Source organism: Oceanospirillum sediminis, assembly GCF_014164585.1.
In the GTDB taxonomy this organism is placed as follows: domain Bacteria; phylum Pseudomonadota; class Gammaproteobacteria; order Pseudomonadales; family Halomonadaceae; genus Oceanospirillum; species Oceanospirillum sediminis.
Genome location: NZ_JACJFM010000095.1, coordinates 1 through 645, shown reverse-complemented (window position 1 = coordinate 645; position 645 = coordinate 1). Strand labels below are relative to the sequence as shown.

General features: G+C 42.3%; 1 protein-coding gene. It reads right to left on the bottom strand.

From position 1 onward, the window contains the following. Nucleotides 1-523, bottom strand: a 523-nt coding sequence (locus H4O21_RS24045) for a hypothetical protein (RefSeq protein ID WP_182812396.1), incomplete at its 3' end; no start/stop codon positions are given. Nucleotides 524-645 lie beyond the last annotated feature (122 nt).

The following is a 645-nucleotide window of genomic DNA, read 5'->3' as shown; positions in this document are numbered from 1 at the left end:
GCAGATTAAGAATAACTTCTGCTAAACCGCTTTCTTTACTGATTTCATAAACAGTTTCAACACCATCAATTACCAGGCCTATTTGTGGTGCAGCAATATTAACAAATTCCTCAGGAGGGAATTCCAGACGTAAGCGTGACAGGTTTTTAATGCTATCAATATTAACAACAGTCTCTCCCGCTATAGGAATCAAGTCCATATTTAAGCGATACTCGCCTTCATCCTCAATTAGTTCCGAGGTGAGTACAGAGGTATATTGCTGAGAGCCTTTCGTTACAACCAGTGTAAAGTCATAGGTGCCGGGAAATACAGTGACAGTTTTTTCTGACTTGGCTTTTCCATTTTCATCAATGGTAATTGGCCAGTCGAAGCTTTCTTCATCCCCTGTAGTCAGGTTTTTTGCCGTCAGTGTGCCTTCAAAATAAGAGACATCACGTGCTTTTCGTTCTCTGCTATTGCTGACATCCACATTATGATTAACTCTGGCTCGGTATACCGATGTAAAAGAAGAATCAACTGGCACACTGATTCTTGCAGCGGACTGCGATGCAGAGTCACTGCTGTCCGGTTTAAAAAAACGGAAGGGGCTGGAGAGCTTAACCTCTGGGGATTACGGTAAAATAGCAGTTGTCGAGACAGCATTTT